The sequence below is a fragment of the Pseudomonas sp. IPO3747 genome (assembly GCF_013385245.1).
Taxonomy (GTDB): domain Bacteria; phylum Pseudomonadota; class Gammaproteobacteria; order Pseudomonadales; family Pseudomonadaceae; genus Aquipseudomonas; species Aquipseudomonas edaphica.
On record NZ_JACAQL010000002.1, the window covers coordinates 199467 to 223071 of the forward strand.

At 60.7% G+C, this 23605-nt stretch carries 29 protein-coding genes; 12 read left to right on the forward strand and 17 right to left on the reverse strand.

Features of this window, described 5'->3' with window-relative positions; all coding sequences use genetic code 11:
• Positions 1–355: 355 nt before the first annotated feature.
• The 10 genes from HX790_RS02110 to ccmA form a co-directional block, all read right to left on the reverse strand.
• Complete coding sequence (locus HX790_RS02110) at positions 356–748, reverse strand: hypothetical protein (RefSeq protein WP_017136202.1); 393 nt, start codon at positions 746–748, stop codon at positions 356–358.
• Between the two features lie 15 nt (positions 749–763).
• Positions 764–1948, reverse strand: coding sequence for a c-type cytochrome biogenesis protein CcmI (gene ccmI, locus HX790_RS02115; protein WP_017136201.1), 1185 nt, complete (start codon positions 1946–1948; stop codon positions 764–766).
• Entirely contained in the window at positions 1941–2414 is a 474-nt protein-coding gene (locus tag HX790_RS02120; RefSeq protein ID WP_017136200.1) for a cytochrome c-type biogenesis protein, read from the reverse strand. The genes ccmI and HX790_RS02120 overlap by 8 nt, the downstream gene beginning before the upstream one ends.
• Positions 2411–2947, reverse strand: a complete 537-nt coding sequence (locus tag HX790_RS02125; protein WP_017136199.1) for a DsbE family thiol:disulfide interchange protein — start codon at positions 2945–2947, stop codon at positions 2411–2413. Before HX790_RS02125 ends, HX790_RS02120 begins: the two co-directional genes overlap by 4 nt.
• The gene (locus HX790_RS02130; RefSeq protein WP_017136198.1) at positions 2944–4932 is read right to left on the reverse strand and encodes a heme lyase CcmF/NrfE family subunit; all 1989 of its coding nucleotides are present in this window, start codon (positions 4930–4932) and stop codon (positions 2944–2946) included. Before HX790_RS02130 ends, HX790_RS02125 begins: the two co-directional genes overlap by 4 nt.
• A gap of 3 nt (positions 4933–4935) precedes the next feature.
• Positions 4936–5391: a cytochrome c maturation protein CcmE gene (ccmE, locus tag HX790_RS02135; protein ID WP_017136197.1), complete on the reverse strand. Its 456-nt coding sequence runs from the start codon at positions 5389–5391 to the stop codon at positions 4936–4938.
• Positions 5388–5564: a heme exporter protein CcmD gene (gene ccmD / locus HX790_RS02140; RefSeq protein WP_017136196.1), complete on the reverse strand. Its 177-nt coding sequence runs from the start codon at positions 5562–5564 to the stop codon at positions 5388–5390. Before ccmD ends, ccmE begins: the two co-directional genes overlap by 4 nt.
• Entirely contained in the window at positions 5561–6316 is a 756-nt protein-coding gene (locus HX790_RS02145) for a heme ABC transporter permease (RefSeq protein WP_017136195.1), read from the reverse strand. Before HX790_RS02145 ends, ccmD begins: the two co-directional genes overlap by 4 nt.
• A gap of 85 nt (positions 6317–6401) precedes the next feature.
• Positions 6402–7070 (reverse strand): heme exporter protein CcmB, encoded by a 669-nt coding sequence (gene ccmB, locus HX790_RS02150; RefSeq protein ID WP_176991182.1) that lies wholly within the window; start codon positions 7068–7070, stop codon positions 6402–6404.
• Complete coding sequence (gene ccmA / locus HX790_RS02155; protein WP_017136193.1) at positions 7067–7702, reverse strand: cytochrome c biogenesis heme-transporting ATPase CcmA; 636 nt, start codon at positions 7700–7702, stop codon at positions 7067–7069. Before ccmA ends, ccmB begins: the two co-directional genes overlap by 4 nt.
• Before the next feature lie 200 nt (positions 7703–7902).
• On the opposite strand from ccmA, the gene HX790_RS02160 reads away from it, so the two are divergent.
• Together HX790_RS02160 and HX790_RS02165 are read left to right on the forward strand one after the other, a co-directional pair.
• The gene (locus tag HX790_RS02160; RefSeq protein WP_176991183.1) at positions 7903–9471 is read left to right on the forward strand and encodes a flagellar hook-length control protein FliK; all 1569 of its coding nucleotides are present in this window, start codon (positions 7903–7905) and stop codon (positions 9469–9471) included.
• On the forward strand, positions 9468–9797 hold the full coding sequence (locus HX790_RS02165; protein WP_099549057.1) for an EscU/YscU/HrcU family type III secretion system export apparatus switch protein: 330 nt from the start codon (positions 9468–9470) through the stop codon (positions 9795–9797). Before HX790_RS02160 ends, HX790_RS02165 begins: the two co-directional genes overlap by 4 nt.
• Positions 9798–9915: 118 nt before the next feature.
• Here the strand turns inward: HX790_RS02165 and glp are convergent, their stop codons facing one another.
• Complete coding sequence (gene glp, locus HX790_RS02170) at positions 9916–11103, reverse strand: gephyrin-like molybdotransferase Glp (RefSeq protein WP_050547735.1); 1188 nt, start codon at positions 11101–11103, stop codon at positions 9916–9918.
• A 22-nt stretch (positions 11104–11125) separates the two neighbouring features.
• A complete protein-coding gene (gene moaB / locus HX790_RS02175) occupies positions 11126–11665 on the reverse strand; it encodes a molybdenum cofactor biosynthesis protein B (protein ID WP_017136189.1) in 540 nt (179 codons plus the stop codon).
• Between the two features lie 76 nt (positions 11666–11741).
• Between moaB and mobA the strand changes: the two genes are divergently transcribed.
• Positions 11742–12344, forward strand: a complete 603-nt coding sequence (gene mobA, locus HX790_RS02180; protein ID WP_017136188.1) for a molybdenum cofactor guanylyltransferase MobA — start codon at positions 11742–11744, stop codon at positions 12342–12344.
• Positions 12345–12423: 79 nt separating this feature from the next.
• Positions 12424–12645, forward strand: coding sequence for a YgdI/YgdR family lipoprotein (locus HX790_RS02185; protein WP_017136187.1), 222 nt, complete (start codon positions 12424–12426; stop codon positions 12643–12645).
• A 56-nt stretch (positions 12646–12701) separates the two neighbouring features.
• Here HX790_RS02185 and HX790_RS02190 read toward each other — a convergent pair whose 3' ends face one another.
• From HX790_RS02190 to HX790_RS02200, 3 genes are all read right to left on the reverse strand, one after another.
• Positions 12702–13592 (reverse strand): pseudouridine synthase, encoded by an 891-nt coding sequence (locus HX790_RS02190; RefSeq protein ID WP_099549059.1) that lies wholly within the window; start codon positions 13590–13592, stop codon positions 12702–12704.
• Between the two features lie 71 nt (positions 13593–13663).
• Positions 13664–13999: a hypothetical protein gene (locus HX790_RS02195; RefSeq protein ID WP_003189932.1), complete on the reverse strand. Its 336-nt coding sequence runs from the start codon at positions 13997–13999 to the stop codon at positions 13664–13666.
• A gap of 118 nt (positions 14000–14117) precedes the next feature.
• Positions 14118–15029 carry a LysR family transcriptional regulator gene (locus HX790_RS02200; RefSeq protein ID WP_099549060.1) on the reverse strand — a complete coding sequence of 304 codons (912 nt, stop codon included), beginning with the start codon at positions 15027–15029 and terminating at the stop codon, positions 14118–14120.
• Positions 15030–15195: 166 nt separating this feature from the next.
• On the opposite strand from HX790_RS02200, the gene lysA reads away from it, so the two are divergent.
• Complete coding sequence (lysA, locus tag HX790_RS02205; RefSeq protein ID WP_170038989.1) at positions 15196–16518, forward strand: diaminopimelate decarboxylase; 1323 nt, start codon at positions 15196–15198, stop codon at positions 16516–16518.
• 49 nt (positions 16519–16567) lie between these two features.
• Here the strand turns inward: lysA and HX790_RS02210 are convergent, their stop codons facing one another.
• A complete protein-coding gene (locus tag HX790_RS02210; RefSeq protein WP_169985704.1) occupies positions 16568–16804 on the reverse strand; it encodes a glutaredoxin family protein in 237 nt (78 codons plus the stop codon).
• Between the two features lie 89 nt (positions 16805–16893).
• Positions 16894–18102, reverse strand: a complete 1209-nt coding sequence (locus HX790_RS02215; RefSeq protein WP_138450029.1) for an ammonium transporter — start codon at positions 18100–18102, stop codon at positions 16894–16896.
• A 353-nt stretch (positions 18103–18455) separates the two neighbouring features.
• On the opposite strand from HX790_RS02215, the gene HX790_RS02220 reads away from it, so the two are divergent.
• The 7 genes from HX790_RS02220 (at position 18456) to HX790_RS02250 (ending at position 23598) form a co-directional block, all read left to right on the forward strand.
• Positions 18456–18770, forward strand: coding sequence for a YqjD family protein (locus HX790_RS02220; protein ID WP_017136182.1), 315 nt, complete (start codon positions 18456–18458; stop codon positions 18768–18770).
• Positions 18771–18775: 5 nt separating this feature from the next.
• Positions 18776–19165 carry a phage holin family protein gene (locus HX790_RS02225; protein WP_017136181.1) on the forward strand — a complete coding sequence of 130 codons (390 nt, stop codon included), beginning with the start codon at positions 18776–18778 and terminating at the stop codon, positions 19163–19165.
• Positions 19162–19494, forward strand: coding sequence for a hypothetical protein (locus HX790_RS02230; RefSeq protein WP_017136180.1), 333 nt, complete (start codon positions 19162–19164; stop codon positions 19492–19494). Before HX790_RS02225 ends, HX790_RS02230 begins: the two co-directional genes overlap by 4 nt.
• Before the next feature lie 92 nt (positions 19495–19586).
• A complete protein-coding gene (locus HX790_RS02235) occupies positions 19587–20750 on the forward strand; it encodes an EAL domain-containing protein (RefSeq protein ID WP_169985702.1) in 1164 nt (387 codons plus the stop codon).
• 71 nt (positions 20751–20821) lie between these two features.
• Positions 20822–22153, forward strand: coding sequence for a deoxyguanosinetriphosphate triphosphohydrolase (locus HX790_RS02240; RefSeq protein WP_138450032.1), 1332 nt, complete (start codon positions 20822–20824; stop codon positions 22151–22153).
• A gap of 166 nt (positions 22154–22319) precedes the next feature.
• On the forward strand, positions 22320–22715 hold the full coding sequence (locus tag HX790_RS02245; protein ID WP_017136177.1) for a response regulator: 396 nt from the start codon (positions 22320–22322) through the stop codon (positions 22713–22715).
• Positions 22716–22971: 256 nt separating this feature from the next.
• A complete protein-coding gene (locus HX790_RS02250) occupies positions 22972–23598 on the forward strand; it encodes a response regulator transcription factor (RefSeq protein ID WP_017136176.1) in 627 nt (208 codons plus the stop codon).
• Positions 23599–23605 lie beyond the last annotated feature (7 nt).

Here is a 23605-nt window from a genome sequence, read left to right on the forward strand (position 1 = left end):
AAATGGAGATCAAAACTGTGGGAGCGGGCTTGCCCGCGATAGCGGTGGACCAGGCAATACCTAGCCAGCAGGTGTACCGCTATCGCAGGCAAGCCAGCTCCCACAGGGGATTGCGTTTCAAGTCAGGTAATGCTCGTTCCCACGCTCTGCGTGGGAATGCCGCCTGGGACGCTCTGCGTCCCGAAGTGGGCCTGACGCAGAGCGTCACCGCATGCATTCCTTTGCTGCGCGTGGGAACGATCAAATTCGAACGATCAAAGGGGATCTACTGTGGGAGCTGGCAAGCCAGCTCCCACAGTGGATTGCATTTCAAGTTGAGTGATAAAAAAGGCGACCTTTCAAAGGTCGCCTTTTGTTATTGCGCGTATTGCTTGCTCAACCCCGGCGGCACGCCGTGTATGTCGGTGTCTTCCCACGGCCCGTTCGGGCTGATGGAGCGGCTCCAGCCGTTGCTCCAGCGGTAGTAGGTGCGCTGGCGGTAGAAGGTGTCGGGCTGTTCGTCCAGCACATACACCTGCATCTTGCCGTCCCAGTGGCTGGCGGCGCCCGGTGGAGGGGCGAAGGTCGGCGATTTGCTTGGCACAGGTTTCGGCGGCGGTGTTACCGGGCCGGAAGGCTTGGTGCCCGGTTGGGTCGACGGGCCAGACGGTGGGATGGTCGGGCCAGTGGGTGCGGGAGGCCGATGGACCGCACAAGCGCTCAGCCCCAATACCAGGCTGAGTAAGGTGATACGTGCAAATGCGGTCATAGGCGTTTCCTCGATTTACTTGTCCGGAGTGTCAATGGTCAGTTGCTGCAGCGCAGTGGTAGTGCTGGCCAAAGGTTGGCTGCGGCCGATCCACTCGCCAGTGGTCGGCTGACCGGCCCGGGATATGCGCGCAACCAGTTGGACTTCGGGGAAGTTCGACAGTTTCAACTGCGGCATCATTGCGTCCGCATCGCCCAGTTCGACGGTAACCGGCAGTTCAGCCACGGTGACACGCTTGGCCGCCAACGGTGCCGGAGGGCCATTCACGGCGCGGGCGAAGATGAACACGCTGTCGGTGGGCAGGGCTTTGGCCTTCACATCAGGTGCCAGGTCCACACGGACTTTCATCACGGTTTTTGCCGCGACGGTGCCACCGCTTTCCTTGAGCTTCTCGGCCGCGCGGTCAATACCGCCTTGCAGCGCGACACGGGAGTTGTCTTGCGCTGGCAACTGGGCCAACAGGCGGTTCCAGTAATCGATGGCTTCCTGATAACGCTGGCCTTCAAAGGCGGCGATACCCAGCAGGCCAAGGCTGGTGACTTCCTTGGGGTCGAGCTTCAAGGCTTCATCGGTCAGCGCCTGCACCTTGGGCGACCATTGTTTGTTGTCGGCAAAGTACTGCGCCTGGGCCCATTGGCCGAGCAGTTCGGGCTGGCGACCGGCGAGAGCGACGGTGCGCTCGAAGATTTTCGCGGCATCGGCGGAACGGTCCTGAGCCATGTAAGCGCGACCGAGGAAGTACAAGCCTTCCGCCGAGTCCGGCTGGGCGGCGGCGGCGCGCTCCAGGCGGCGGGTCATGTCTTGCATCGACACCGGCGGCTGGGAGAATTCGCGGGTCAGCTCGACCTTGTCGCTCGCCCCGTAATGCAGGTACAGCGCAACGCCCAGGACCGGCACGAGAAACGCCGCCAACAACGGCAGTGGTTTGCCCAGGCGCGATTCACGCGGCTTTTCCACGCCTTCGGTATCAGCCAGCAACTCACGCGCAGCCTCGGCGCGGCCGGTGTCGAGCTGGGCGGCATTCAGCACGCCTTCGTCCTGCTGCACTTGCAGCTCGGCTACGCGTTCCTGGTAGAGCGCCACGTTCAGTGCGGTGCGGTCCTCTTCACGCTGGGCACGGCGGCCGCGCAGTACAGGGATCAACAGAAAACTCAGGGCAATCAGGAGCAGCAACCCTGCTGCGAGCCAAAAATCAATCATCAGTCTTGGTGTCCAGCAATTGGTCGAGGCGTTTGCGTTCATCCGGGGAGAGCGCATCGGAACCATCAGTAGGCGCAGCGCGGCGACGGCGCACGATCACGGCCATCACCACCACGCCGGCCAGCAACAGCCCAGCGGGGCCGAACCAGAGCAACGCAGTCTTGCCGGTAAGGGCCGGTTTGTAGCGCACGAAATCACCGTAGCGGTCGACCATGAAGTCGATGATCTGCTGGTTGTCCTTGCCCTCCCCCAGCATGCGGAAAATCTCTTTGCGCAGGTCGGCGGCGATCGGGGCGTTGGAGTCGGCGATGTCCTGGTTCTGGCACTTGGGGCAGCGCAGTTCCTTGGTCAATTCGCGAAAACGCTCACGGTCACCGTCCTTGGCGAACTCGTAGGTGTCGATGGCCGCATGGGCGACGCCAACCAGTCCAAGTGCAAGAACCGCAGCGGCTAACAGACGCTTCATGGCTTGGCCTCATCGACCAGTGCCTGGTACTTGGCGGCCAGTTGCTCGCGCCAGACCACTTCGTCGATCACGCCAACATACTTGTCGCGGATCACGCCTTTGGCATCGATGAAGAAGGTTTCCGGCGCGCCGTATACACCGAGGTTGAGACCGAGGTTGCCGTCCTCATCGCGGATATCCAACTGGTAGGGGTTATGGAACTCGGCCAGCCACTTCAAGGCGGCAGCATTGTCGTCCTTGTAGTTGATGCCGTAGATCACCACGCCCTGCTCGGCCAGTTTGTTCAGTACCGGGTGTTCAACGCGGCAGGAAATGCACCAGGTGCCCCACACATTGACCAGCGCCGGTTTACCCAGCAGGTCGGCCTGGGTCAGAGTCTTGTCGCCCTGCACCGTCTTCAGGCTGAACGCCGGGAATGGCTTGCCGATCATCGCCGACGGCAACTCGGCTGGGTCCAGGTACAAGCCACGGTATAAAAACACTGCCATCACCAGAAAGGCCGCCAGCGGCAACACCATCAACCAACGCTTCATGCCGCCGCTCCTTGCAGGCCGAGGGCTTCACGCACACGGCTTTTGACCTTGACGCGATAACGCCGGTCCAGCGCGGCCAGCAACCCGCCGAAACCGGTGAGCAAACCGCCGAACCAGATCCAGCGCACAAACGGTTTGACGTGCACGCGCACCGCCCAGGCGCCGTCGCCCAGCGGCTCACCCAATGCCACATAGAGGTCACGGGTGAAACCGGCGTCGATACCCGCTTCAGTCATCATCGAGCTTTGCACGGTGTACAGGCGTTTCTCCGGGTGCAGCACCGCCACTTCCTTGCCGTTGCGCACGACACGAACAGTGCCTTTGTCGGACGTGAAGTTCGGGCCTTCGAAGTGCTTGGCGCCTTCGAAGATGAAGTGGTAACCGGCCAGGTCCATGGACTCACCCGGCGCCAGGCGCAGGTCGCGCTCGGCGCTGTTCTGGCTGGACAGCACCACGCCGAGGGCGCACACGGCGATGCCGATGTGGGCGACTTGCATGCCCCAGTAGCTGCGGGTCAACGTCGGCAAGCCTTTGATCAGGCCTTTGTGACGGGTCTTGTCGAAAATATCGCGCACGCCGGCCAGCAATACCCAGGCAGCCAGCAGGAAAGTGGCAAGCACCGCCCAATTGAAATCGCCGTAGGCGAACCCGGCGATCACTGCCAGGGCCACGCTGCCCAGCAGCACCGGCATCAGCATGCCGGCCAGCCATTTGACCGGCGTGTCTTTCCAGCGCACCAGCACACCAACGGCCATGACCACCATCAACAGGCCCATCAACGGGATAAACAACGCGTTGAAGTACGGCGGCCCGACGGACAGCTTGGCGCCGCTCAAAGCGTCCAGCACCAAGGGGTACAGGGTGCCGAGCAGGATCATCGACGCGGCCACCACCAGCACCAGGTTATTGCCCAGCAGCAGGGTTTCCCGCGACCACAGGTTAAAGCCGACCTGGCTCTTGACCACGGGTGCGCGCAACGCAAACAGGGTCAGCGAGCCGCCGACTACAAACAGCAGGAAGATCAGGATGAACACGCCGCGCTCCGGGTCGGACGCAAACGCATGCACCGAGGTCAACACGCCCGAACGCACCAGGAAAGTACCCAGCAGGCTGAGGGAAAACGCGGCGATGGCCAGCAACACGGTCCAGCTTTTGAACACGCCGCGTTTTTCGGTGACGGCCAGCGAGTGAATCAGCGCGGTGCCCACCAGCCAGGGCATGAACGAGGCGTTTTCCACCGGGTCCCAGAACCACCAGCCGCCCCAGCCGAGTTCGTAGTAGGCCCACCACGAACCGAGGGTGATACCGATACCGAGGAACGCCCAGGCCACAATGGTCCATGGCCGCGACCAGCGCGCCCAGGCCGCATCGAGGCGCCCGCCGAGCAAGGCGGCGATGGCAAACGCAAAGGCCACGGAGAAACCGACGTAGCCCATGTAGAGCATCGGCGGGTGCACGATCAGGCCGATGTCTTGCAACAAGGGGTTGAGGTCATGCCCATCCATCGGGATCTGCGGCAGGATGCGCGTGAACGGGTTGGAGGTCATGATCAAAAACAGCAGGAAGCCGATGCTGATCATGCCCATCACCGCCAACACGCGGGCCAGCATGACCTGCGGCAGTTGGCGCGAGAACACCGATACGGCAAAGGTCCAGCCGCCAAGGATCAAGGCCCACAGCAGCAACGAACCTTCGTGGGCGCCCCACACGGCGCTGAACTTGTAGTACCACGGCAGCGCGCTGTTGGAGTTATTGGCGACATAGGCGACGGAAAAGTCGTCGGTCATAAAGGCGTAGGTCAGGCAGCCAAACGCGAACACCAAAAAGGCAAACTGGCCCCAGGCGGCCGGTTGCGCCAGGCTCATCCACAGTCGGTCGCCGCGCCAGGCGCCGAGCAACGGCACCACGGCCTGGACGATGGCGAAGCACAGGGCGAGGATCATCGCCAACTGGCCCAGCTCCGGAATAAACAGTGCGGACGTCATGGCTTAGCCCTCCTTGGCAGGTGCTGGGGCCGATTGGCCGCTGTCTTTCAACGCCTTGGTCACTTCCGGCGGCATGTACTTCTCATCGTGCTTGGCGAGTACTTCATCGGCCACCACCACGCCGTCGGCGTTGAGCTTGCCCAGGGCGACGATGCCCTGGCCTTCACGGAACAGGTCCGGGAGGATGCCGCGATAGGTGATGGTCACGGCTTTGTTGAAGTCGGTGACCACAAAGGTCACGTCAAGGGAATCACCGGAACGCTTCAAGGAGCCCTTCTCGACCATGCCGCCGGCGCGGATGCGCGTGTCGACAGGCGCTTCGCCATTGGCGATCTGGGTCGGGGTGTAGAACAGGTTGATGTTCTGCTGCAAGGCGCTCAGGGCCAGGGTCACGGCAATGCCGACGCCGGCCATGATGGCGAGGATGATCAACAGACGCTTTCTACGCAGCGGATTCACTTATCGGTCTCCCGGCGCAAACGACGCGCCTCTTGTTGCAGGTAACGCTTGCGGGCCAGGATCGGCGCGGCAACGTTGAGGGCCAGCACCGCCAGGCAGATGCCATAGGCCGTCCAGACATACAGGCCGTGATGGCCCATGGCGAGAAATTCACTGAACGAGTTGAAGTTCATCCGCGCGCTTCCAGGCTGTTTTGCACTTCGGTCTTGACCCAACTGGTGCGGGCTTCACGCTTGAGCACTTCGAGGCGCATGCGCATCAGCAGCACGGCGCCGAAGAAGCAGTAGAACCCCAGCACCATCAGCAGTAGCGGCGCCCACATTTCCAAGGGCATCGCCGGTTTTTCGGTGAGGGTGAAAGTGGCGCCCTGGTGCAGAGTGTTCCACCATTCCACCGAGTATTTGATGATCGGGATGTTGATTACGCCGACAATCGCCAGCACCGCACAGGCCTTGGCCGCGCTGTCGCGGTTGCTGATGGCATTGCCCAGGGCGATGAGGCCGAAGTACAGGAACAGCAGGATCAGCATGGAGGTCAGTCGCGCATCCCACACCCACCACGAACCCCAGGTGGGTTTGCCCCAGATCGCGCCGGTGACCAGCGCCACGGCGGTCATCCACGCGCCGATGGGCGCGGCGCATTGCAGGGCCACGTCGGCCAGTTTCATCTTCCACACCAGCCCGACGATGCCGCACACGGCCAGCATCACGTAGCAGGACTGGGCCAGCATGGCGGCAGGCACGTGGATATAGATGATGCGAAAGCTGTTGCCTTGCTGGTAGTCCGGCGGCGCGAAGGCCAGGCCCCAGACCAGGCCGATGCCGATCAGCAAAATGGCGGCGATGCTCAACCACGGCAGCAATTTGCCGCTGATGCCGTAAAACCATTTGGGCGAGCCGAGCTTGTGAAACCAGGTCCAGTTCATTGCTGTTTCCATCACGGTGGCTGTGCGTCATTGCGCAAAGCTCAGGGTCTTTACTGGCCAAGGCATAACACTTGGCCAGACCTCATTATTCGCCGACGCTGATCTTCAGGCCAGCCGCTATAGCAAAGGGTGTCAGGGTTACCGCCAGGGCGGTCAGGCTGCCAAGCCACAGGAGGTAACCGGTCGCCGGCATGCCCATGAGCGCGGCCTGCAAGGCGCCGCTGCCCAGGATCAACACCGGGATGTACAAAGGCAGAATCAGCAGGGCCAGCAACAGGCCACCCCGCTTCAAACCGACGGTCAACGCTGCGCCCACCGCCCCCAACAGGCTGAGCACCGGCGTACCGAGTAACAAGGACAGGAGCAACACCGACAGGCACTCAACGGGCAAGCCGAGCATCATCGCCAGCAGCGGCGAGAGCAATACTAGCGCCAAGCCGGAAAAAACCCAGTGTGCCAGCACCTTGGCCAGTACCAGAAGTGGCAAGGGGTGCGACGAAAGGACCCACTGTTCGAGGGAACCGTCTTCAAAATCACTGCGAAACAGCCCGTCCAGCGAGAGCAGCACCGATAAAAGCGCGGCCACCCACACCAGTCCCGGGGACAAGGTTTGCAACAGTTTAGTCTCGGGGCCGACTGCCAGCGGGAACAGCGCGATGACGATGGCGAAAAATACCAAAGGATTGGCCAATTCAGCCGGGCGACGGCACAACAGGCGGGCTTCACGGGCGACTAACAGCGCGAACACACTCATGCCGACCACCGCCCTAAATCCAGGTCGCGGTAACCGGCGGGCCTGCGCGCCAGCGTGTGGTGGGTGGTGAGCAGCACCAGGCCACCCTGTTCACAGTGCTGTGCCAGGTGTTCTTCGAGTTGGGCGACGCCCTGCTTGTCGAGGGCGGTGAAGGGTTCGTCGAGAATCCACAGCGGCGGGCCAGGCAGATACAAACGTGCCAGCCCCACGCGGCGCTGCTGGCCGGCGGACAAGGTGTGGCAAGGGACATCTTCGAAGCCTTTAAGGCCAACAGCGGCCAAGGCTTGCCAGATGGCATCGCGGGGCGCCGGATGATGCAGGGCGCTGAGCCAGCTGAGGTTTTCTTCCGGCGTGAGCACGTCCTTGATGCCGGCGGCGTGGCCGATCCAGATCAGGTTGCGCGCAAGCTCGGTGCGTTGTTCGTTGAGGGGCTTGCCGTTGAGTCGAACCTCACCGGCCGTCGGCTGCATCAACCCGGCCAGCAGGCGCAACAAACTGGTCTTGCCGCTGCCATTGGGGCCGCTGATCTGCACCATGTCGCCGCCCGCCAGCCGCAGTTCGAGGTGCTCGAACAGCAGGCGCAGGTCGCGTTCACAGGCAAGCGCTACGGCTTCTAGAAGAGGGCTGGTCAAAAGATCGCGGGCCTTTACGGTTCAAGTCGGCGGTGCAGCGGCCGTTATAGAGAAGTGCACAATAACGGCTTTGGCGACCGATTTTAGAGAGCTGGATCAAATAGTTGTGAGGTTTTTACCGCTCTCTTTGCAGACGGGCGGCATTATACATGTGATGCCCTACTCTAAAGAGGGCAATTTCCCCAGAGACGACGCGCACGATGACCGGTGAGATCAACCTTCCTACGCTGCCGCCAGCACCGACGCCCGGGCCTGCCCCGCTGCCGCCGACCGGCGAGTTGTTGAAACTGCTGGAGCCGCAGACCGGCCTGATCGACCCTGGCAAAACCGCGAACGCCGAGGTGATAGCGCTTAAACAAGGCGGCGATGCGTTTCAGCTGTTGCTCAAGTTGACCCTCGAAGGCGGCCGCCAGACATTGGTACAGGCCAGCAGCGCCCAGCCGTTGCCGCTGGGCAGCAACGTGGCGGTGAGCCAGACGCCGACCGGCAACCTGACCATCACCTTGCAGCAAGCCCTGAGCGCCAATGTGGCCGCCCTGACCCGCATCGACACCACGCAACTGCCGGTGGGCACGCTGTTGCAGGCCAAGGTGCTGACCACCCAGATGCTGCCGCAAGGCACCGCGCAACCGGCGATCTATCGCTCATTGGTCAGCGTGCTCAATAACGCCCTGGCCGGCACCACGTTGAGTCTGGAAAGCCCGCAGCCGCTGCGGGTCGGCAGCTTGCTCAGTGCGGTGGTGCAGAACGCGCAGACCCTGAATTTCGTGCCGTTGAGCGGTCTCAAGGATCAACTGGCCGTGGCGCAACAGTTGTCGACCCAGCAAAGTCGCCAAGGCTCGCTGGATGTGCTGTTCAACGCGCTGCAAAGCCTGCCTGCCGACGACACCACCTCCAGCGACCTGCGCGCCGCCGCCGCGCGCTTGCTCAACGCCCTGCCCGACCTGGCGCAAGTCAGCAACCCCAAGGTGCTGGCGCAGTTGGTACAAAGTAGCGGCGTGTTTCTTGAAGCCAAACTGCTGGCCGGGCAAGACCCGCAAGTGCCACCGCTGGACATGAAAGGCAGCCTGCTGCGGCTGGTCGCCGAACTGCTGCCCGCCGCCACTAATCTGAACGCCATCCTCGCCGCCAATACCCTGGCCCAGGTACTGCCCAACTTCGTGCGCAACCCGCTCAGCACCCTCGGCCAGATCGGCGCACGACAAGCCCCGGCGGGCTTTCCGCTGCCGGACCGGCTGATGGCCAAACTTGCAGGCGAAGGCGACCTGGAAAACCTGCTGCGCCTGGCCGCCGGGGCCATTTCCCGGCTGCAAAGCCACCAGTTATCGAGCCTGGAGCAAACCGGCACTACCGCCGATGGCCGCCTGCAAACCACTTGGCAGTTGGAAATCCCCATGCGCACCTTGCAGGACATTGTGCCGTTGCAGGTCAAGTTCCAGCGTGAAGAACCGCCGCCGGACAAGGACCAACCGGAGCGCAAGGACAAGAAAGACCCCAAGCAAATGCTCTGGCGCGTCGAGCTGGCCTTCGACATGGAGCCGCTGGGGCCGTTGCAGGTGCAGGCGCAACTGACCCAGGGCAAATTGTCCAGCCAGCTGTGGGCCTCGCGCCCGTTTACCGCCAGCCTGATCGAAAGCCACTTGGGCAGCTTGCGCGAGCGCCTGGTGACCTCGGGCATCAATGTCGGCGACCTGGACTGCCACCTCGGTACGCCGCCACGTGGGCCACGAACCGGATTGGAGCAACGCTGGGTGGATGAAACCGCATGAAAAACTCCCTTCCGCCACGCCAGGCGATTGCCCTCAAGTACGACGGCCAGCAAGCGCCGACCCTGACGGCCAAGGGCGACGATGCCCTGGCCGAAGCCATTTTGAAGTTGGCGCGGGAAAATGAAGTGCCGATCTATGAGAATGCCGAGCTGGTGAAACTGCTGGCGCGCATGGAATTGGGCGACAGCATCCCCGAGGAGCTGTACCGCACGGTGGCCGAGATTATTGCGTTTGCGTGGACGCTCAAGGGCAAATTCCCGGTGGGCTATGACCCGAATGCCGAGCCGGTGGAGCGGGATGTGACGGCACGTGGGGATGATTACTAGCTGCACACAAATCCAAATGTGGGAGCTGGCTTGCCTGCGATGGCATCAACCGGGTGTACCTGACACTCCGAGGTGTCTGCATCGCAGGCAAGCCAGCTCCCACAGTCGGTCTCTATTGTCAGTTCAGGACTTCACTCAAGGGAATGAAATTGACGCGGTCGCCAATATCGAGTGTCGTCCCCTCCAACACCTCCACAAACCCTTCGGCCCACGCCGCGCTGCGTAGCACGCCGGAGCTCTGGTTGCGGTAGATAATCGCCCGGCCCTGCTCGATACGCCCGCGCAGGTACTCGCGGCGGTTGCCCGGCTGAGGCCACACGAACCCCACCGGCACTTCGAAGCGCAGCGGCGCCACGTCCTGCACGCCTTGGCGGCGCAGCAGATAGGGCCGGGCCAGCAGCGCAAAGGTCACCAAAGTCGACGCCGGGTTGCCAGGCAGGCCGATCACCGGCACACCGCGAAAGTGCCCGAAGGTCAGCGGTTTGCCTGGTTTGATCGCAAGTTTCCACAGGGCCAGTTCGCCCTCTTCGCGCAGGGCGATGCCGAGAAAGTCCGCCTCGCCGACCGAGACACCGCCGGTGGACAGGATCAGGTCGACACTGCCCAGGCTTGCCAGGCGTGTGCGGGTCTTTTCCAGGTCATCCGGAAGAATCCCGGCATCGATCACTTCACAGCCCATGCGCACAAGCCAGCTGCATAACACACGCCGGTTGCTGTTGTAGATCTGCCCCGGCCCCAGCGGCAGGCCGGGTTCGATCAGTTCATCGCCGGTGGACAGCACGGCCACGCGTACCCGGCGCACCACACTTAAACAGTCATGCCCGAGGGAAGCAGCCAGGCCCAGCTCTATCGGGCCAAGCCGGGTGCCTGCGTTTAGCACCAACTCGCCGACCGTGGTTTCCTGGCCTTGGGGGCGGATGTTCTGGCCGGCCCGCAAGCGCTCGGTGAAGCTCACGCGGTCGTCGGCGTGGACCACGGCGTTTTCCTGCATCTCTACACAATCGGCGCCTTCGGGCACGGGCGCGCCGGTAAAGATGCGCGCGCAAGTGCCGGCCGCCAGTGGCTGCGGTGCCTGGCCGGCGAAGATGCGCTGGCTCACGGGCAGCGGCTCGCCGGTCCAGTCCGACAGGCGCAGGGCGTAACCGTCCATGGCGCTGTTGGGCCAGGGCGGCAGGTCGAGGGTGGAGACCAAATCTTGCGCCAATACGCGGCCATCACACTCGGCCAAGGGCTGCACGTCGTGCTCGCGAATCGGCGTTGCTTCAGCCATGTCCAATAGTTGCTGCAGCGCTTGTTCCACCGGCATCAGTGCACCGGACTTGCCAGGCTTATCCACGGGATTCGCAGGGTTCGGCCTGCTTCAGGTGCGGCACAAAGTTGCACGGGCGGTGGCGGTTATCCAGTTGCTCGGCAAGGATGCCATCCCAACCGGTGCGCACCGCGTTGGTCGAACCCGGCAGGCAACACACCAGCGTGCCATTGGCCAGGCCGGCCAGGGCGCGTGATTGGACGGTGGAGGTGCCGATATCAGCCACGGAGATCTGGCGGAACAGCTCGCCAAAACCATCGACCTGCTTGTCCAGCAGGCAACTGACGGCTTCGGGCGTGCTGTCGCGGCCGGTGAAGCCGGTGCCGCCGGTGATCAGCACCACTTGCACCACGTCTTCGGCGATCCAGTGGGCGACCTGGGCGCGGATTTTGTACAGGTCGTCCTTGAGCAGCACGCGCTCGGCCAGGTTGTGGCCGGCGGCGGCCAGGCGATCGACGAAGACCTGGCCGGAGGTGTCGGTGTCCAGGGTGCGGGTGTCGCTGACAGTCAGCACAGCGATATTGAGGGGTACGAAGGGCGCATCAGCCTTGGCTTTCATGGCTTGGTCCGGTTGTCGAATGAACAGCCCGATGTTATATCACAGGCCCCTATTTGCCTGCCGCTGCGGAACCACCATGTCGCTTGATTCTTCGCCCCTGCCTTGTTCGATCCTGCTGCTGGCCGGCGGCCGTGGCCAACGCATGGGCGGCCAGGACAAAGGCCTGCTGCCCTGGCACGGCCAGCCATTGGTTGCACATTTGCAGCGCCTGACCCGACCGCTGACCAATGACCTGATCATCTCGTGCAACCGCAACCATGAGCAGTACGCGCCCTATGCCGACCAGTTGGTGAGCGACGACAGCCCGGACTTCCCCGGCCCGCTGGCGGGCATCCGCGCGGGCCTGGCCGCCGCGCGCCATGCGCATGTGCTGATACTGCCGTGTGACGTACCCAACATCGACGTGGGACTGTTGGCCGATTTGTGTGAGACGGCACACCGCAACCCGCAGGTGCCGGTGATGGTACGCCATGGCGAGTTCTGGGAACCCTTGATCTGCATCATCCCCACCCACCTCAAAACCCAGGTACAACAGGCATGGGACGCCGGTGAGCGCAGCCCGCGCAAGATATTCCTGCAGTTGGGCGGTGTGGGCCTGGAATGCCAAGCTGACGACCCACGCCTGGCCAATCTGAATACACCCGAGCTGTTGCACCCTGGGTCTGGCGTGTCAGAATGAACCTCGCACAAGGAACTTTGTCGACGCCATGCGCGTCACAAGGTCAGCTATTTAAAAGAATTCTCTTGGAGACAAACTCATGACTCAACGGACCATCGCCGCTCTCATGCTTGCACTGGGCCTCGCCACTCTCGCCGGTTGCGCTTCGCCTACAGTGATCACCCTGAATGACGGTCGCGAAATCCAGGCCGTCGACACCCCTAAATACGACAAGGCTTCGGGCTTCTACGAGTTCGAACAACTTGACGGCAAGCAGACCCGTATCAACAAGGATCAGGTTCGCACCGTTAAAGACCTGTAAGTCTTAAGCGTTTGCCCACAAGGCCCGCCATGTGCGGGCCTTGTCGTTTCTGGCGGTTACCAGTCGAGGGTGATGCGGCTGCGAAAATGACGTTGTTCACCGGTCACCGGGTCAATAAAGCGCACGCCCTGAGCCAGCAGTTTGAGTGGGTTGGCGTAGTCGTCCTCGGCATCTTTGAGCACATCGGGGTAGAACGGGTCGTTGCAGATACTCGCCCCCAGCGCCGTCATGTGCACCCGCAGCTGGTGCTTCTTGCCGGTCACGGGGAACAGGCCGTAGCGCCACAGATCGCCATTTTTCTCGCGCACTTGCACCGCCGTTTCGGTGTTGCTGGCGCCCGGCCCTTCCTGCATGCGAAAGAACGGCTGGCCATCGACCAGGCGACTTTTATGCACCAGCGGGAAGGTCAGGTCGGGTAAGGCCGGGGCAATGGCTTCGTAGAATTTATCGATGCGCCGCGTGGGGAACAGCTGTTGATACGCCGACCGGGTTTGCGGGTTGGCCGAGAACAGCACCAGCCCCGCCGTGTGCCGATCAATGCGATGCAGGGGCACCAGCGCGGGGTTATCCAGGCGACGAATCAGGCGGCGCAACAGGGTTTGCTCGACGTATTCGCCGGCCGGGGTCACCGGCAGAAAGTGTGGTTTGTCGGCCACTACCAAGTGCTCATCGGCATACAGGATGCTTTCCTGAACCGGGATCACCTTCTCATTCGGCACTTCGCGGAAATAATAAATGCACAGGCCTTCCTTGTAGGCGAGGTCCAGGCTGATTGGCAGGCCATTGATGTCCAAGACGCGGCCACGGGCGACGCGGTCCAGCCAGTGTTCACGGCTGATCGCCGGAAAGTGCTCGCACAGGCAATCGAGCACTGTCGCCCAGGGGCCGGGTGGCAGATACAAGGTGCTGGCTTGATGCTGGGACGCAGAGAAAGCGGATGTGGACATGCAATGCTCGAAACCTGGATAAACCGGCAGGCATTATCCCGCATGGAACGCGATTGGGCCTAGGGCGGATCTCAGGCCTTGGCCAATTGCGCTCGCAACACCGGCGAGGCGCTGGCCGCCTCGGTAAATTCCTTGAGCCAGCGCAACACGTCCACCGCTTCCCAGCGGCCGGGATCGTAGAGCGCGTACAACAAGCCCTGGTAACCCACCACGTCCAGCTGCTTGTGGTAACCAGCGCGCTGGAACAACGCCTCGATCTCGGCAAAGCAGGTATTGAAATGCACTTTGTTAAACGGCGTCTTGCCTTCCGTGACCAGGCCGTCGAGGCGCAGCTCATTCACCGCGTCGCGCACGACGTCGGCGGACATGCGATTGACGCTGCTTTTCAGTTGTTCAACATTCACCACGGGCGTTCCCTCTATTCAATCGCTGTACAAACATACAGTAACTTAATATTCGGAAACTCGCCATCGCGAAAACGCGCCTGTGCAATCAAGACCACCCGTGCGCGACCAGTGGGCCTGCTCAGAGGTTCTGCAACTGAGCACTTATGCGCTGACAATGGCTGCGCAGCACATCCACAAAGTGAATGACGCTGGACGATTCAGGGCGGTGCAACGGCCGCACGACACTCACACAGTAAGAAATCGAATGGGAAAAACGCCGGATCTGCAAACCTCTGCCTACATAGTCCAGAGCGGTGAGCGGATTGACGATTGCTACGCCCACACCCAGGTTTACGGTCGCACACACAGCGCTGGCGTTATGCGTTTCGACCACCAGCCGTCTCTCAATGCCCGCCTGCTGAAAGATCGCGTCGGTTTTGATCCTGTAGGGGTCATCCGCCGCAAGGTAAACAAAGTTTTGCCCATTGAAGTCCTCTGGCGTGAGGACTGCTTTTGCATTGAGCACATGATGAGAAGGCAATACACACACCACATCAAGGTTTAACAAGGTTTCGCTGTGGGTTCCAGGTGGTGTCTCAAGGGTTTCAGTCAGCCCCAAATGATAACGCTGAGCCGTCAGTGACTCTTCCAGGGCAGGAGATTCCTGCGGCGTGACATTGATGCTGACACCCGGGAACTTAATACAAAAATCCTGGCAGACCTGTGGCAGCAAGGCATTCGAAAACGCAGGCTGGCAGGTCAGCGAAATTTGCCCATGGCGAAAGTGCCGGATGGCCTCAGCGGCGTTCTTGACGCGAGCCAGGCCCACATAGCTGCGCTGAACTTCATCGAAGAGCATCAGGCCATGCTCGGTGGGAATCAGTTTCGCGCCCGCGCGTTTGAACAAGGTCAACTGAGTCAAAGTTTCAAAACGACTCAGCTCGCGGCTGATAGTGGGCTGCGAGGTATGCAGCAATGCCGCGGCAGCGGTCGCACTGCCGGTGGTCATGACCGCCCAGAACACTTCCACATGGCGAAAACTGAAATTCATGAGCACACCCACGCGTTGAATTGAATGGGTCGAACCATATCAGAAATGAATAGATGGCCATCATTTTGATATTTTTTCTTTATTTTTTCGCCATGCACACTTGCATCGTCTGCGCCGAGAAAGTTGTCAGTGCGTTTAGTCGGAGTCATCCAATCGAGGTAGGAAGATGGACCATTTTAATTTTATCAACGGCCATTTACATGTAGAGCAAGTGGATGTAAATGCCATTGTCGAACAGCACGGCAGCCCTGTTTATCTCTATTCAGCACAGACGCTGAAAAATCACTATGCCGTACTACAAAACGCATTTTCTGCACTGGCGCCTTTGATTTGTTTCTCGGTTAAAAGCTGCAGCAATCTCAGCGTCCTCAAGCTCTTGGTCGACCAAGGATCCGGCCTCGATGTGGTCAGTGGCGGTGAACTGTACCGGGCACTGATGGCAGGCGTGACCGCAGACAAGATAGTGTTCGCGGGTGTCGGCAAGTCCCACGAAGAAATCAGCTATGCCGTTGACGTGGGCGTATTCCTTTTCAATGTGGAGTCCGAGGCAGAGCTGCTGCGCCTGGATGCGGTAGCGTCGGCGGCCGGCAAGCGTGTAAAGGTGGCCATTCGGGTCAATCCGGATGTGGTGGATGCCGGTACCCATGAGAAAACGGCCACTGGCGGCCGCCAGACGAAATTTGGCATACCGATTGAACGCGCCTATGAACTGTTTGCCCCAAAGCGTTACGCGAGCGTCGATGTCGTTGGCATCCATATACATCTCGGGTCCCCGATCCCATCGGCCCACACCTACTTGTCTGCCATCGACAAGATTGAAGAAATGGTCAACCGGCTTCAGGCCGCTGACTGCCCGATTGAGTTCATCAATATCGGCGGTGGGTTTCCAGCGCAATACGGCAACGAAAGCAATCCCGTCTGTTCACTGACTGAAACGGGAGCGCATATTTGTGAGCGTCTGCAAGAACTGAAACGTCGTGGTCTGCGCTTCATCATTGAGCCGGGCCGTTCGATCAGCGCGAACGCGGGCGTTTTACTCACCACGGTCGAGTACATCAAACAAGGCTGGGATCGCAAGATTGCGATTGTTGATGCGGGTATGAACGTCCTGCTGCGCCCCACTTTATACGGCGCGAATCACGTCATCTGGCCAACCCGATTTGGCGACTTTTCCGGCCATTGGACGGCGTTGAGCGAAAGCGTCCGTGAGGCGGGAGCCGCGCCTCTGGAAGAGGTCGACATTGTTGGCCCCATTTGTGAAACCGGCGATCACTTCGCATTAGGCCGGCCCTTGCCCGTACTGGAAGACGCAAGCTTGTTGGCGATTTTCTCATGTGGCGCTTATGGGATGAGCATGGCCAGCCAATACAACTCCCGAGGGCGCCCACCAGAAGTGCTGGTGGAGGGAGCACACGCCAAATTGATACGGCGGCGCGAAACCCACGATGACTTGATCGCGCATGAGCGCTGCGGTCTGGAGAACACTTAAAGCGCTTGAACAACCAAAGCCTGGTGGTCGGCAAGCCACCGGGTTCGCGCTATTTAAGGAAGTTGACCACCTGTTCGCTCTCAAACGGCCAATCCAGCTCCGCCCCTGTATCGGCGCGCCGAAGCACCGGGATGCGCAGCCCGTAAACTTCAGTGAGGTCGTCGGGGTCAGTAATATCCACTAACTCCACCAGCAACCCGCCCTCGACGAGCAGCATGATTTCGGCTTCAGCAAGCTCACAGAGATGGCAACCCAGGGTGCCGAACAACTGGCATTCAGGAAGCATGGCGAATGGACCCGATCAAAAACAGGCAACCATTCTAAGCCCACCCACCTGACTGTGGCGAGCGGGCCAGCCTGTTGCCAGACAGTCGATCAATCCTGGCTGACCGCACCAATTTTGTGAATCGACAGATCCGCGCCGTAATACTCCTGCTCCTGACTCAGACGCAGCCCGTGCACGCGCTTGATCACGCCGTATACCAGCAAGCCGCCGCCCAATGCCACGGCCACGCCCAGCGCGGTGCCGATCAACTGGCTGATCAGGCTGACGCCGCCCAGGCCACCGAATGCGGTCTGGCCAAAGATCCCGCAGGCAATGCCGCCCCACACACCACACAGGCCATGCAGCGGCCATACGCCCAGCACGTCGTCGATCTTCCAGCGATCCTGGGCGGCAATAAAGCACCACACGAACAGCCCACCCGCGACCACGCCCGTGACCAGTGCGCCCACCGGGTGCATCAGGTCGGAGCCGGCGCAAATCGCCACCAGCCCTGCCAGCGGGCCGTTGTGCAGGAAGCCAGGGTCATTGCGGCCGATCACCAAGGCTGCGACCGTACCGCCGACCATCGCCATCAGTGAGTTGACGGCGACAAGGCCGCTGACGCCGTTGAGGGTTTGCGCGCTCATCACGTTAAAGCCGAACCAGCCGACGATCAGAATCCACGAACCCAACGCCAGGAACGGAATGCTCGAAGGCGCAAACGCGACCAGCCGCCCTTCCCTGTAGCGCCCGTTGCGCGGGCCCAACAGCAGCACCGCCGCCAGCGCCAGCCAGCCGCCCATGGCGTGCACCACCACGGAGCCGGCAAAGTCATGGAAGCTGGCGCCAAAGCGCGCGAGCAACCAGGCTTGCAGGCCAAAATTGCCGTTCCACACCATGCCTTCGAAAAACGGGTAGATAAACGCCACGATCAGCGCGGTGGCACACAGCTGCGGGGCGAACTTGGCGCGTTCGGCAATGCCGCCGGAAATGATCGCCGGGATCGCTGCCGCGAAGGTCAACAGAAAGAAGAACTTCACCAGGCCATAGCCGTGATCGGCGCTGATCACCGCCGCCGGCTGCATAAAGCTCACGCCATAGGAGATCCAATAGCCTATAAAGAAATAAGCCAGGGTCGAGATGGCGAAGTCACTGAGGATTTTCGACAGGGCGTTGACCTGGTTTTTCTGGCGCACGGTGCCGACTTCCAGGAACGCGAAGCCGGCGTGCATGGCCAGGACCATGACCGCACCAATCAGGATAAACAGGGTATTGGAGCTGTGGACGAGGGTGTCCACTGCGCTTTGCAAATTTTCCATGGAGGTTGGCAGGCCTGCATTCAAGGCAAAAAGCACCAAAGCGGTTCAAGCCAGGGTTGCGCGCACTAAATTGGCACCACCGGCACCGCCCCTCTTGAGAGGGCGTGAACCGCTTTAGCGCAGCGATCAACACAATGGGCCGTTGCCGACAGGGTTTTTCCGCGAGTTTGTGTGATTTAGGGTAAGGTTTTTCCAGGCATTGGCCTCGATCCGCCCCGACTCGGCGCAAGCCCCAGGGCCTGCGCACCAAGGCAAAGCAAAAGCTGTACCAGACAATTGAAGTGAACCTTCACCGAAACCGGTGACTCGAAACCACACGTACCAAACCAGATCAGCCAATCACGGAGATACCCATGGCCAGAAGAACTGCAAAGACTGCTCAAGAAATACTGATGGCGGATTTCCAAACCCTGGTCAGTGACACCGAAAAGTTGCTCGACGACACCGCCGTGCTGGCCGGTGACCAGGCCGATGAGCTGCGCAGCAAGATTCACGAAAGCCTGCTCAAAGCCCGTGAAACCCTGCAACTGACCGAAGATTCCCTGCGTGAACGCGGCCAGGCGGCGGTCACGGCCACCGAAGATTACGTGCAGGCCAACCCTTGGCAGTCTGTAGGCATTGCCGCCGGCGTGGGCTTTTTGATCGGTCTGCTGGCTACAAGGCGCTAACTATCATGTCTATCGGCGAAACCGGCTCGTCCACGGGCACCAGTTCCACTTCACGACGCCTGGGCGCAGCCGTTCTGGGCTTGCTGCACAGCCACGTCGAATTATTTGGCATCGAGTTGCAGGAACAGAAGGCCCGCACCGTGAGCCTGCTGCTGTTTGCAGGCTTGGCGCTGGTGTTTGCGCTGTTATTGCTGGTGGGGTTGTCGACGTTGGTGATGATTCTGGTGTGGGACACCGGCTATCGTCTCACCGGGATTATCTGCCTTTGCGTGTTCTACAGCCTGGCCGCGGCCTTCTGCGGGGTGCGCTTGAAAGCGGCGGTGTTCGATGAATCCACGCCCTTCCACGCCACCCTTGAAGAGTTGGCCAATGATCGGGAGCGCCTGCTGCCATGAGCATGACTGAAATCCCGCAAAACACCTCGCGCCGGGAAATGCGCAAGGCGTTGATTCGCCTGCGCATGGAAATGCATCGCCAGGAGATTCGTCACGAGTCCCAGCAACTGATGGCGCCGTTGAACAAAATGCGCGACATGCGCCACAACTGGCAAGACAGCCTGGGCATCAAGCACGCGCCGCTGTGGGGCGTGGCGGCGGTGACCCTGATGGGCTTTTTCACCGGCAAGGGCGCCAAGGGCGGCGGCATCAGCAGCCTGACGCGCCTGGTGCGGCTGGGTGCCGGTTTGATCCCGCTGATCAAATTGGCCATGCAGCGTAAAGGCTGAAGCTGGCTGGCTGCATTCTTGCAAACAGAATCGGCCCGGCCCTCGTCATTGAGGGCCGGGCCTTTTTTCGCCAGCTCTCTTAAGGAGGCCCCGTGATCGACGGGCAACCGCTCGCCTGCTTCCAACCCTTCATCGACACCGCCACCGGGCGCATTGCCGGCGTCGAAGCCCTGGGCCGCTTGCGTCAGGCCGATGGTCACTTGCAGTCGGTAGGCCCGCTGTTTGCCGACCCACGCACACCGGGTGTGGCCCTGCGCCGTCTGGACCGGCAGATCCGCGAGAATGCCTTGAGCCGCCTGCATGAAGCCCCCGCCGACTGGTTTCTGAGCCTGAACATCTCACCGCGCTGGATCAACCGCCTGCGCCCTGGCCAAGCCTTGCCCAGCCTGAAACAAGTGCAGGCCCACAATGTCGATCCGCGGCGCATTGTGTTTGAAATCACCGAGCTGGGCGGCGACATCCAGCGCCTGGCCGAGGTGGTCGCACGCTACCGCGACGCTGGCGCACGCATCGCCATCGATGACTTCGGTGCCGGCTATTCGCAACTCGACCGCGTACTGGCGCTGCAGCCGGACATTCTCAAGCTCGACATGCGCCTGTTCCAGGAAGCCGCCAAAGGCGGGCCGAGCAGTGACGTGGTGCGGGCACTGGCGCAAATGGCCGAAAAAACCGGCTGCTGGATCATCGCCGAGGGCGTGGAAACCGAGGCGCAACTGAATTTTGCCCTGGAGTGCGGCGCACGTTATGTGCAGGGCTATCTGTTTGCCCAGGCCCAACTGGACTGGTTTGCGGCCGATGCGTTCGTCGCGCGCTTTGCCCAACTGCGCGGGGTTTACGTGCAACACAAACTCGCCGAGCGTGGCCGTGTGATGCAGTTGCGCGTGCAATTGGCCGAGCTGATGAGCATCCTCCAACGCTGGGCACAGGCCCGCGCGCCGCTCGATCAACTGCCCCAATTGCCGGACTTTCCATGGCTGCTGCGCTTTTACCAGTGCGACCGCCATGGCACCCAACTGACGCCCAACTTCGAGTGGCGCCAGGATGCCTGGCAAGCCGACAGCCGCTACCTGGGCCACAACTGGTCATGGCGGCCATACTTCTATCACCTGCTCGCCGAAGGCTGGGAGGAGCGGCGCCTGACGCTGTCGTCGACCTACCGCGATGCCACCACCAACCAGTACTGCCTCACCGCCGGGCAGTTCTTCGATAACGGTCAGCGCTTGCTGTTAATCGATATCGATGCGGCCGGCCTGTAGATTTTTGCTTGCCGATGCCGCGCTGAACCGGGAAGCTGGGAGGGTCATTCACCGCACGGAGAGTAACCGCCTTGGATTGGCCCACCCTGCTTACCCGCGAACGTCTTGGAAAACCCCTGCACAGCCCGGAAGAACTCGGCCGTAGCCCGTTCCACAAAGACCACGATCGGATTATTTTCTCCGGCGCGTTCCGCCGCCTGGGCCGCAAGACTCAAGTGCACCCGGTGTCCAGTAACGACCATATCCATACACGTCTGACCCACTCCCTGGAAGTCAGCTGCGTCGGCCGCTCCCTTGGCATGCGTGTCGGCGAAACCTTGCGCAGCGCCCTGCCCGACTGGTGCGAGCCAAGCGACCTGGGCATGGTGGTGCAATCGGCTTGCCTGGCCCATGACATCGGCAACCCGCCGTTCGGGCACTCGGGTGAAGATGCTATTCGCCATTGGTTCCAACAGGCAGCCGGACGCGGCTGGCTGGATGACATGAGCACGGCCGAGCGCAATGACTTCCTCAATTTCGAAGGTAACGCCCAAGGTTTCCGGGTGCTCACCCAGCTGGAATACCATCAGTTCGACGGCGGCACACGCCTGACCTACGCCACCCTCGGCACCTACCTGAAGTACCCCTGGACCGCCCGTCACGCGGATTCGTTGGGCTACAAGAAGCATAAGTTCGGTTGTTATCAGAGCGAGTTGCCGATCCTTGAACAGATCGCCCACAAGCTCGGCCTGCCCCAGCTGGAAGAGCAACGCTGGGCCCGTCACCCGCTGGTCTACCTGATGGAGGCGGCCGATGATATCTGCTACGCCTTGATCGACCTCGAAGACGGCCTGGAAATGGAGCTGCTCGAATATGCCGAAGTCGAGTCGCTGCTGCTAGATCTGGTGGGTGATGATTTGCCCCAGACCTACCGGCAACTGGGCCCGCAGGATTCACGCCGGCGCAAGCTGGCGATCCTGCGCGGCAAGGCCATCGAGCACCTGACCAATGCGGCGGCACGCGCCTTCGTCGAGCAGCAGGACGCATTGCTCGCCGGCACGCTGCCAGGCGACCTGGTGGAACACATGCACGGCCCGGCCAAGCGCTGTGTACTGGACGCCAAGGACATGGCGCGCAAAAAAATCTTCCAGGACAAACGCAAGACCCTGCACGAGATCGGCGCCTACACCACCCTGGAAATCCTGTTGAACGCGTTTTGCGGTGCCGCCCTGGAGCAGCATGGCGGGCGTACGCCGTCGTTCAAGAACCGACGCATCCTTGACTTGCTGGGCAACAGCGCGCCGAACCCAGCCTGGTCGCTGCACGCTTCGTTTCTGCGCATGATCGACTTTATCGCCGGCATGACCGACAGCTACGCCACCGAAATGGCACGGGAGATGACCGGGCGTTCAAGCCCACAGTAAAACCTTAGGTTATGCCGCCTGCGTCCCGTACAGACTTTACCTACGACGGGAACAGAGCGGCCTGATCGAATTCGCACATCGGCTCGAGGAATAATCGCGCACGCTTCTTGCGAACCTGACACGCAATTCCTACGTCACGCCCCTCTGACTGAGCCATGTGCCTTCTATGCCCATACCCCGTCTTCGAATCCTATTGGTGGAGGATCATCCCTTTCAACTCCTGGCCACGCAGTGCCTGCTCAAAAGCTTCGGTTTCGAACAACTGACCCTTGCGGAAAATGCCGAGCAGGCGATCCGCTCGATGTCTTGCGCCACCCGCCCCTTTGACTTGATGCTGTGCGATCAATGCCTGCCTGACCTGCCTGGGCTGGAACTGGTAGACATTGCCAGCCGCCAACACTTCATCACCGGCGCAATCCTGTTGAGCGGGCTGCCCGCAACAGAGTTGTCCAACCTGACACTCCAGGCCCGGCGGCGCGGGCTGCCCCTGCTTGGTTATTTATTGAAGCCCCTGAATAAAGATGCACTGACAGAGTTGATTGCGCCACTGCTCTCGTTATAACTGTAGGACTATAAACACCGTTCACCGGTAAACAATCGCCGCAAAACCATCGCCGAATCCCAGGCACGGCTCCAAGGCTTACTGATCCAACTATTACTTACATCCGACGACGCAAAGCCTTATCGAACCGTAGGTCGTTACCTTTTATTATGTAGGAATTCTCCTGTTTTATATCTACTCCCCCCAACGCTCGTCCTCCTCCCTCTTCTTCTGAGCTAATGTGCCCGCTTTATTTGCACTTGCATGGAATATGATTATGAACACGGTTTTTATCATTGATGATCACCCGGTTATCAGGCTGGCGATTCGCATGTTGCTGGAACACGAAGGTTATAAAATCGTTGGCGAAACGGACAACGGTTGTGACGCGATACAAATGGTTCGCGAATGCCTGCCCGACCTGATCATCCTGGACATCAGTATTCCAAAACTCGACGGCCTCGAAGTGCTCTGCCGATTCAACGCGATGAACACCTCGATGAAAACCCTGATCCTGACGGCCCAGAGCCCGACGTTGTTTGCCACCCGCTGCATGCGCTCGGGCGCAGACGGCTATGTGTGCAAGGAAGGCGACCTGAGCGAACTGCTGAGTGCCATTCGTGCGGTACTGTCTGGCTACAACTACTTCCCCAGCCAGGCACTCAATTCCAATGGCGCCGACAGCAAGGACGCACTGGAACTTGAGTTATTCAAGGCCGTGAACGACCGGGAACTGATGGTGCTGCAACTTTTTGCACAAGGTCGTACAAACAAAGAAATCGCCAAAGGTATGTTTCTAAGTAACAAGACAGTAAGCACCTACAAAAAAAGGCTGATGCAAAAACTTAAAGCCAAGTCCTTGGTAGAACTTATCGAGATGGCAAAACGAAACGCGCTAGTGTGAGAAAGCG

Coding starts and splice junctions, on each gene's coding strand:
- HX790_RS02130 (WP_017136198.1), bottom strand. CDS start 4,932: ATGACGTCCGCACTGTTTATTCCGGAGCTGGGCCAGTTGGCGATGATC.
- HX790_RS02120 (WP_017136200.1), bottom strand. CDS start 2,414: ATGAAGCGTCTGTTAGCCGCTGCGGTTCTTGCACTTGGACTGGTTGGC.
- ccmD (WP_017136196.1), bottom strand. CDS start 5,564: ATGAACTTCAACTCGTTCAGTGAATTTCTCGCCATGGGCCATCACGGC.
- HX790_RS02185 (WP_017136187.1), top strand. CDS start 12,424: ATGACTCAACGGACCATCGCCGCTCTCATGCTTGCACTGGGCCTCGCC.
- HX790_RS02250 (WP_017136176.1), top strand. CDS start 22,972: ATGAACACGGTTTTTATCATTGATGATCACCCGGTTATCAGGCTGGCG.
- HX790_RS02245 (WP_017136177.1), top strand. CDS start 22,320: ATGCCCATACCCCGTCTTCGAATCCTATTGGTGGAGGATCATCCCTTT.
- HX790_RS02125 (WP_017136199.1), bottom strand. CDS start 2,947: ATGAAGCGTTGGTTGATGGTGTTGCCGCTGGCGGCCTTTCTGGTGATG.
- HX790_RS02225 (WP_017136181.1), top strand. CDS start 18,776: ATGTCTATCGGCGAAACCGGCTCGTCCACGGGCACCAGTTCCACTTCA.
- mobA (WP_017136188.1), top strand. CDS start 11,742: ATGTCGCTTGATTCTTCGCCCCTGCCTTGTTCGATCCTGCTGCTGGCC.
- HX790_RS02145 (WP_017136195.1), bottom strand. CDS start 6,316: ATGAACTGGACCTGGTTTCACAAGCTCGGCTCGCCCAAATGGTTTTAC.
- HX790_RS02165 (WP_099549057.1), top strand. CDS start 9,468: ATGAAAAACTCCCTTCCGCCACGCCAGGCGATTGCCCTCAAGTACGAC.
- HX790_RS02220 (WP_017136182.1), top strand. CDS start 18,456: ATGGCCAGAAGAACTGCAAAGACTGCTCAAGAAATACTGATGGCGGAT.
- HX790_RS02190 (WP_099549059.1), bottom strand. CDS start 13,592: ATGTCCACATCCGCTTTCTCTGCGTCCCAGCATCAAGCCAGCACCTTG.
- glp (WP_050547735.1), bottom strand. CDS start 11,103: ATGCCGGTGGAACAAGCGCTGCAGCAACTATTGGACATGGCTGAAGCA.
- lysA (WP_170038989.1), top strand. CDS start 15,196: ATGGACCATTTTAATTTTATCAACGGCCATTTACATGTAGAGCAAGTG.
- HX790_RS02160 (WP_176991183.1), top strand. CDS start 7,903: ATGACCGGTGAGATCAACCTTCCTACGCTGCCGCCAGCACCGACGCCC.
- HX790_RS02110 (WP_017136202.1), bottom strand. CDS start 748: ATGACCGCATTTGCACGTATCACCTTACTCAGCCTGGTATTGGGGCTG.
- moaB (WP_017136189.1), bottom strand. CDS start 11,665: ATGAAAGCCAAGGCTGATGCGCCCTTCGTACCCCTCAATATCGCTGTG.
- HX790_RS02200 (WP_099549060.1), bottom strand. CDS start 15,029: ATGAATTTCAGTTTTCGCCATGTGGAAGTGTTCTGGGCGGTCATGACC.
- ccmI (WP_017136201.1), bottom strand. CDS start 1,948: ATGATTGATTTTTGGCTCGCAGCAGGGTTGCTGCTCCTGATTGCCCTG.
- HX790_RS02230 (WP_017136180.1), top strand. CDS start 19,162: ATGAGCATGACTGAAATCCCGCAAAACACCTCGCGCCGGGAAATGCGC.
- HX790_RS02210 (WP_169985704.1), bottom strand. CDS start 16,804: ATGCTTCCTGAATGCCAGTTGTTCGGCACCCTGGGTTGCCATCTCTGT.
- HX790_RS02215 (WP_138450029.1), bottom strand. CDS start 18,102: ATGGAAAATTTGCAAAGCGCAGTGGACACCCTCGTCCACAGCTCCAAT.
- ccmB (WP_176991182.1), bottom strand. CDS start 7,070: ATGAGTGTGTTCGCGCTGTTAGTCGCCCGTGAAGCCCGCCTGTTGTGC.